This is a genomic window from Roseovarius marisflavi (genome assembly GCF_900142625.1).
Lineage (GTDB): Bacteria > Pseudomonadota > Alphaproteobacteria > Rhodobacterales > Rhodobacteraceae > Roseovarius > Roseovarius marisflavi.
Window position 1 is genome coordinate 20371 of the sequence record NZ_FRBN01000032.1, and the last position, 8032, is coordinate 28402.

Genomic DNA, 8032 nt, shown 5'->3' on the forward strand with positions numbered 1-8032 from the left:
CCATGGCGACCATTCTATTATCAGCCGCAGGGGCCGCAATTGGTGGGGCTGTTGGGGGCACGGCACTCGGCCTGTCGTCGGTGGCGATCGGGCGTTTTGCCGGTGCCGTCATCGGGCGTTCGATTGACCAGCGGTTGCTTGGACAAGGCTCTGACGTGGTGGAAAGCGGGCGGGTTAACCGGCTGCGACTGACTGGTGCGGGTGAGGGCGACGCGATTGCGCAGGTCTATGGCCGGATGCGGGTCGCCGGTCAGCTTATCTGGGCGACCGAGTTTCGCGAAGAGGTGAGTGTCACCCCCGGTAGTCGCGGTGGCGGCAAGGGCACGCCGCGCCCGGCCACGCCGACCACCCGGCAGATCAGCTATTCGGTCAGCATCGCCCTTGCGCTCTGCGAGGGGGAAATTTCCAATCTGGCGCGGGTCTGGGCGGATGGCACCGAGATTGCCAAGGATAGCCTTAACATGCGGGTCTATCGCGGCACGCGGGACCAACTTCCCGACCCCAAGATCGAGGCGGTTGAAGGCGCGGGCAATGTACCTGCCTACCGTGGCACCGCCTATGTGGTGATTGAGGCTCTCGATATCGGGGCCTATGGCAACCGCGTGCCGCAGTTCAGCTTTGAGGTCTGCCGCCCCTCGCAGATCGAAACGCCCGGTGCTGATCTTGACCCCACTCACGCGGTGCGTGGTGTGGCGATGTTGCCGGGATCGGGCGAATATGTGCTGGCGACCACGCCGGTAAAGATGAACTTCGGCCCCGGATCGGCGGGGCTTGCCAATATCAACACGCCTTCGGAAAAGTCCGATTTTTCCACCTCTCTTGAGGCGCTGACCGCTGAATTGCCGACCTGTCACGCGACCTCGCTTGTGGTGAGCTGGTTTGGCGATGATCTGCGCTGTGGGGAGTGTCAGATTCGCCCGCGCGTCGAGCAAAAGCAGTATGAGTCCACGAACATGCCCTGGCAGGTGTCCAGCCTGACCCGCGCCGCGGCGGGCACTGTGCCGCGCGATGCAGACGACCGGGAGGTTTACGGCGGAACGCCAAGCGATCAATCGGTGATCGAGGCGATCCTGTCCTTGCAACAGGCCGGGCAGGACGTGCTGTATTATCCGTTTATCCTGATGGAGCAGATGCCGGGCAATGGCTTGCCTGATCCCTATAGTGACGCCGGAAATCAGGCGGTTTTACCCTGGCGCGGACGCATCACCACGGCCAAAGCGCCGGGGCAGGACGGGAGCAACGATGGCTCGCCCCTCGCCGAGACCGAGGTCGCGGCCTTCTTTGGCACGGCGCGTGCGTCCGATTTCACAGTGACGCCGATCAATGCTCTGCCGCAATCCACCCCCGGCACCGGCGCGCTTGACCTGCTGAGCTTTGGCGGGGCGGTCAAGGTGAGCCCGGTCAGCTATCACGGACCTGACGAATGGTCCTATCGCCGGTTTGTCCTGCATCAGGCGGCGCTTTGTGCGGCGGTCGGCGGCGTCGAAAGCTTTTGCATCGGCTCCGAGATGCGTGCCCTGACCCAGATTCGGGGGGCGGCCAACAGCTTTCCCGCCGTGGCGCAGCTGATGGGTCTGGCGGGCGAGGTGCGCGCGCTTTTGGGGCCGGACGTCAAGATCGGTTATGCCGCCGATTGGTCCGAATATTTCGGTTATCAGCCGGGCAACGGCGATCGCTTCTTTCATCTTGATCCGCTGTGGGCCGATGACACCATCGACTTTATCGGCATCGACAATTACATGCCGCTGTCGGATTGGCGCGAGGGCGATGATCATCTGGATGCCGATTGGGGCGCGATCTATGATCTGGATTACCTGCAATCCAATATCGAGGGCGGCGAGGGCTATGACTGGTTCTATCACTCGCCCGAGGCCCGCGCGGCGCAGATCCGCACGCCGATCACCGATGAGACCTATGACGAGGCCTGGATCTGGCGGTTCAAGGATATCCGCAACTGGTGGCAGAACCTGCATCATGAGCGGGTGAACGGCGAACGTCAGGCCGAGCCGACGGCCTGGTTTCCGCAGTCCAAGCCGATCCGCTTTACCGAATATGGCTGTGCTGCGGTTGACAAGGGCACCAATGAACCGAACAAGTTTGTCGATCCGAAATCGTCGGAATCAAGCCTGCCCCGGTATTCCACTGGACAGCGCGACGAGCTCATTCAGCTGCAGTATCTGCGTGCCACGGCCGGCTATTGGGAGGCGGCGGAAAACAACCCGCTGTCCGAAGAATATGACGGGCGGATGATCGACATGGACCACGCCTATGTCTGGGCCTGGGATGCGCGACCCTATCCGTTTTTCCCTGCCAATACCGGGCTGTGGTCGGATGGGGCCAACTATACGCGCGGGCATTGGATCACCGGGCGCACAAGCGCGCATCGGCTGGCCTCGGTTGTTGAGGAAATTGCCGCGCGCACCGGATTGCGCGATCTCGATACCAGTGAGTTGCACGGCTATCTGCGCGGCTATCTTGTCGATCAGGTGTCCGAGGCGCGCGGGTCTTTGCAGCCCCTGATGCTGCGCTATGGGTTTGACGCGATTGAGCGGGCGGGTCAGCTTCAGTTTCGGCTGCGCAATGGCAAGGAGGATCATGCGGTTGATCTTGACCTTGTGGTGCGGGATGCGGAGCTTGGCGGTGTTATCGAAGAAACGCGCGGCAGCGATATCGAGCTGGCCGGGCGCGTGCGCTTGCGGTTTCTTGAGGCGGATGGCGATTACGAGGCGATCTCGGAAGAGGCGATTTTGCCCGACGATGTGACCCATGCGGTGGCAACCTCGGAAATGCCGCTGGCGATGACCCGCGCCGAGGGTCGGCAGGTGGTTGAACGCTGGCTGTCCGAGGCGCGCGTGTCGATTGACACCCTGCGGCTCACGCTGCCGCCGTCGCAGTTGCGCGCCGGGGCGGGGGATATTCTTGCCTTGCCAAAGTCTGAAGGCGGTGGCCGGTTCCGCATCGACCGCGTCGATCAGATGGGCAATGCGCAGCGCATTGACGCCGTGCGGATCGAGCCGGAAAGTTATCGCCCGATCCTGATCGAGGATGCGCCCGCGCGGTTGCGCCCCTTCTCCGCGCCAAACCCGGTGGCGCCTTTGTTCATGGACCTGCCGCTGCTGACCGGCGAAGAGGTGCCGCACGCGCCCCATATCGCGGTGATGGCCAACCCCTGGCCCGGCTCGGCGGCGCTTTATGCGTCTGATCAGGATGCCAATTATGCACTTGATTCGATCATAGCCGCGCGCAGCACGATTGGCGTCACGCAATCGCCTCTTGGTCCTGCCTGTTCGCAGGTGGTCGATCGTGGTGAAGGTCTTGTCGTGCGCATGCTGCACGGCACGCTGGAAAGCATCACCGATGCGGCCCTTTTGTCTGGGGGTAACATCTGCGCAATTGGCGATGGCACGCCTGACGGGTGGGAGCTGTTTCAGTTCCGCGATGCAGAGTTGGTTGACACCAACACCTATATCCTGCGCCACCGTTTGCGGGGGCAGTTGGGCACCGAAGGGGCGGGGGTAGAGATCTGGCCGGAGGGCTCTTATCTGGTGCGGTTGAACGGCGTGCCGCAACAGATCAACCTTGGCGAGGCACAGCGCGGGCTGGCGCGCCACTATCGTATCGGCCCGGGGGGGCGACCGGTGGATGATCCGGCTTTCGGGCATGCGGTGCTGGCCTTTGACGGACTCGGGTTGCGCCCCTATGCGCCGGTGCATCTGCGCGTGGCCAAAGTGGCGGGCGGTAATCTGGCGGTAAGCTGGATCAGGCGCACGCGGATCGGCGGGGATCGCTGGGATACCCCCGAAGTTCCCCTGGGCGAGGAAAGCGAGAGCTATCTGCTGCGAGTTATGCGCGCATCTGCGGTCCTGCGCGAGGTGGTCGTCGCCGCACCGCTCTGGACCTATCCCGCCGCTGCGCGCGCGGCGGATGGGCCGCAGGCGGGCAAACGGATCGAGGTGGCGCAGATCTCGGCCAGTTTCGGCCCCGGTAGCTCTGCGCGGCGCGACCTCTGAGGGCGCCAGCCGCTTTCATCGTTCCAAAAATACTCCCGCCGGAGGCGTCCGGCGGGACAGGCATGTTCATCGGCCGCAAATGCGCGGATCAAGGGCGTCGCGCAAGCCATCGCCAAGATTTTTGATGCTGAGCACGTCGAGAAAGATTGCCAGACCCGGCCAAAACACCCGCTTGGGATCGTCCTGAAGATAGACTGCGGCGTCATTCAATAATCGCCCCCAGGTCGGAAAATCGGGCGGAAAGCTCAGGCCCGGAAACGAGCGCGCGCTTTCGGAAATGATCGCATTGGCAATCCCGAGCGTGGTCGAGACCATGATTGGCGACATCACATTGGGCAGGATATGCCGGGTGATGAGGTTGTTAATCGTGGTTCCGATTGAGTGGGCGACAAGGATGAATTCGCGCTCTTTCAGGGGCAGTACATCGCCGCGCACGATCCGCGCCTTGGGCATCCAGCTTGTCACGCCGATGGCCACGACGATCACGATGAAAATGCCTTTCTCAGGGCCAAAGGCGCCGTTGAGGGTTTCGCGAAACAATGGCACCATCACCAACAAAAGCGACAAGAGCGGCAGCGACAAAAACAGGTCTGTCAGCCGCATCTGCGAGCCGTCAAGCCGTTTGAAAAATCCGGCCAGCACGCCGATACGGCTGCCAAGCCCAAGCGCCAGAAGCATCGCCGTCTACCCGACCGTAATCGAGGTTTACCCGCCCGCCATCATCCGCGCGAGGGTATCGCGGCCCAATTGATCCGTGCCAAAAGGATGCGCCCAGCCTGGCCCCTGATTGCGCTAGCGGATGTCGATAAAGGTGGCATCGATCCCCCAGAGCCAGAGCCAGAGCCAGAGACCGACAAAGACCGCCGCGATGGGTCTTGAACTGATCCGAGACTTCGCGCCACTGGCTGCGCGGCGGGGCGGTCGGCACCGCATCAGTCATAGCGGATCCTCGGGTCAAGCACGCGACAGAGGACATCGGCGATAATGTTGAAAAGTACGATCAGCAACGCCAAAGATCTGCGGCACGTCAAGCGCGATCACCGTAATTACCGGGATCATCGAATGGCGCAGCACATGCACCATCACAACGGTTATCTCCGACAGATCATTGGCGCGCGCGGTGCGCAGGTAATCCTGACTGAGAATGTCGAGCATCGAGGCGCGCATAAAGCGGCTGATCTGGGCGGTGGTTTGCAAAGCGAGCACCATCACCCGCATCAGCTGAAGTTTGAACCTGGCCCGGTCAACCACCACAAGCGTGGTGCCATAAGTCGACGGCAACTGGCCAAGCTGAACCGATAAGATCACGATCACCAAAACGCCCGAAGAATAACGGCGGCACCGAATGGCCGGCCATGGCGATGAAGGTGCCCGCCTGATCAAACAGCGAATATTGTCGATAGGCCGACTATATTCCGATCGGCAATGCGATCAGAACGCCAACCACATAGGACATCGCCACCACCCAGAGCGTCTGGGGCATGCGCTGTACGACCACATCCATGACCGGGCTGCGAAATGGCCATCTGAGCACGCGTTGTTGGCCGCCAGCAAGATCGCTGCCAAACAGCCAATCGGCAAAGACCAACGGCTCGATCACGAAAAACTGCCACGTCCATTTGAGGAACCGGATATGCGTCGGCCCGCCCAGACCAAGCGCAAGGCGCATCTTTTCCCTGACGTCGGGCGGCACGGTCAGCGGCACCTGCGCCATCGGATCGCCGGGGGCGAGTTCGAGCAACAGGAAGATGGCAGGGCTGATGAGCAAAAGCGTCGGGATGGCAAGGACAAGCCGTCGGATTGTAAAGGCAGCATGCGCGGCGGCTTTGCGGATCAGTCTTTTCAAGGGCGAAGGAACCACCGCCCCGGCGTTTCAACCGGGGCGGCGCAGAGAATCAGATCACTCTTTGATGCGATAAAAGTCCGCGGCATTCCAAAGCTCGGTATCCCATGTGTTCAACGCGACTCCGCCAAGCGTGTTCGAGCGCGCCGACACCCGGCCATGATCCACCAGCGGCACGATGACATAGCTGTCCTTGGTCAGCATATCATTGAGCTTTTTGGCGATCTCACCGCGTTTGCCGAGATCCGCCGTGCGGCCCGGCTCTTTGACCAATTCGTCATAGGCCGGATCGCAGAAGCGGTTGATGTTCTCGCCCTGCCTCTGGGTTTCGCGGCGCGGCGCCCTGTTGCAGGTATAGCCCGCAAGATAGCTCTGCGGGTCGGTGCCATCAAAGTTGTTGGCATAGATTTCCACATCCGCATAGACCTTCGGGAAGGTGTCCGGGCTGCCCGGATCGCTGCCGAAAAAGACCGATGCGGAAATTTTGCGAAGCCCGGTTTCAACCCCGGTTTCGCCCCACCACTGCTTGATCAGTGTCTGAAAATCCTGGCGCACGGCATTGGTCGAGGTCTGATAGAGCAGCGACAGTTTCTTGCCATCTTTGTCGCGCATGCCATTGGAGTCAATGCTCCGGCCGGCCTCTTCCAGAAGCGCCTTGGTACCCTCGATATCCTGCATCAGACAGCCGGTATTGTCCGAGGCAAAGGCCGCCGGTGCAGGAACAAGGTTACAGGTCGCGCGCTCGCCTTCGGGCAGGCTTGGCGAGGGATCGGTCAGGTTCATCTCTATCCGCTCGACCAGCCTGTCAAAGGCCGATAGGGCCACGCCCTTGCCGACCGCTTCCATTTTGGAGATGACGTCGGGGGCGCTGCACGTTCCAGGCATAGTCGAATTCGCCGAAAGCGAGATCACGTCGTTGGGGCGGAAGTCATCCACTCTGAACGGGCCGGTGCCGACCGGCATGACATTGGCATCGGTGCATTCCGGGGCCTTGGGACGAGGAAAATCGGCAACTTGTGCCGCCTGAATGATCGGGGCCTGCCCGCCCGTGAAGGGGCCACAGGGGGTTGGGGTTGGCTGATCGAAATGCACGGTGACGGCCAGATCATCAATCACTTCGACCGATTGAACGCCCTCATATTTGCCAGGCTGCCCACAGCCGCCTTCAGGGTGGATGCAATACCCGGGGGTGAATTTCACATCTGTGGCGGTAAAGGTCGAGCTGTCAGACCATGTCAGCCCCGGCTTGATCTTTCAGGTGATCGACTTGAGGTTTCACTCGCCGGATATCCCCGAGGCCGAGCGCCGCCTAGATCAATACCCGCATGAGCTATCGGATGGGATGCGCCAGAGGGTGGTGATCGCGGACGAGCCGACAACCGCGCCTGATGTGACCATCCAGGCGGAGATTCTGGCCCTCATGGACCGGCTCAAACGGGAAACCGGCACGGCGGTGATCTTTATCCCCCATGAAATGGCGCTGGTGGCGCGAATGGCCGACCGCGTCGTGGTGATGTTTCGCGGCAACAAGGTCGAGGAGGGCAGTGTCGAACAGATTTTCGAGGCGCCCGAGCATCAGTATACCAATGCGCCTTTGGCCGCCGTGCCCAAGTCGGACGAGATGCGCGGCACCGCCCATCCCGAACCGATGAAGCTTTTGGGGCACGACGAGAGTGCCGTCAAACCGATCACCGGCAGCGAGGATTTGCTACTGAGCGTCCAGGGCCTGACCACGCGGTTCCCGGTCAAGGGCGGGTTCTTCCGGCGCACCATCGCCAATGTCCACGCGGTCAAGGGGCTGTCCTTTACCCTCAACAAGGGTTGCACGCTTGGCCTTGTGGGTGAATCCGGTTGCGGCAAATCCACCGCCGGTCACTCGATCCTGCGGCTGGTCGAACCTTCGGTCGGCGCGGTTGACCTTGACGGCGTCGATATCATGGCGCCGGATGCGGCCGCCCTGCGTCGGGCGCGGGTCGATATGCAGATGGTGTTTCAGGACCCCTTTGCCACGCTTAACCCCCAGATGAAGGTTGCCGAACCGATGCGCAACTATGGCCTTGTCAGCCGCTCGGAGATGGATGACCGGAGCTATGCCCGAAAGTTGGTGACGGCGTGATCAGGCGGCGGTTTTAAGTTGCTTGATCCCGTCCTTGAATTCAATCCCTTCGATGATCTCGGG

The 8032-nt window shown here is 61.6% G+C and carries 1 protein-coding gene and 4 pseudogenes; 2 read left to right on the forward strand and 3 right to left on the reverse strand.

Annotated features, from left to right (window positions below):
* The first annotated feature begins 2 nt into the window (after window positions 1-2).
* Window positions 3-4010 carry a baseplate multidomain protein megatron gene (locus tag BUB78_RS17815; protein ID WP_073200445.1) on the forward strand — a complete coding sequence of 1336 codons (4008 nt, stop codon included), beginning with the start codon at window positions 3-5 and terminating at the stop codon, window positions 4008-4010.
* Window positions 4011-4076: 66 nt separating this feature from the next.
* On the opposite strand, the pseudogene BUB78_RS17820 reads toward BUB78_RS17815, so the two are convergent.
* The 3 pseudogenes from BUB78_RS17820 to BUB78_RS17830 all read right to left on the reverse strand — a co-directional run.
* Window positions 4077-4986 (reverse strand): annotated as a pseudogene (locus BUB78_RS17820) (ABC transporter permease).
* Window positions 4943-5844, reverse strand: a pseudogene (locus tag BUB78_RS17825) (ABC transporter permease). Before BUB78_RS17825 ends, BUB78_RS17820 begins: the two co-directional pseudogenes overlap by 44 nt.
* 66 nt (window positions 5845-5910) lie before the next feature.
* Window positions 5911-7092, reverse strand: a pseudogene (locus tag BUB78_RS17830) (ABC transporter substrate-binding protein); the annotation flags it as partial.
* A gap of 49 nt (window positions 7093-7141) precedes the next feature.
* Here BUB78_RS17830 and BUB78_RS17835 point away from each other — a divergent pair.
* Window positions 7142-7939, forward strand: a pseudogene (locus BUB78_RS17835) (ATP-binding cassette domain-containing protein); the annotation flags it as partial.
* Window positions 7940-8032: the final 93 nt, after the last annotated feature.

Excerpts from the sequence above, each read along its gene's own strand:
- BUB78_RS17815 (WP_073200445.1), top strand. The coding sequence starts at position 3 with ATGGCGACCATTCTATTATCAGCCGCAGGGGCCGCAATTGGTGGGGCT.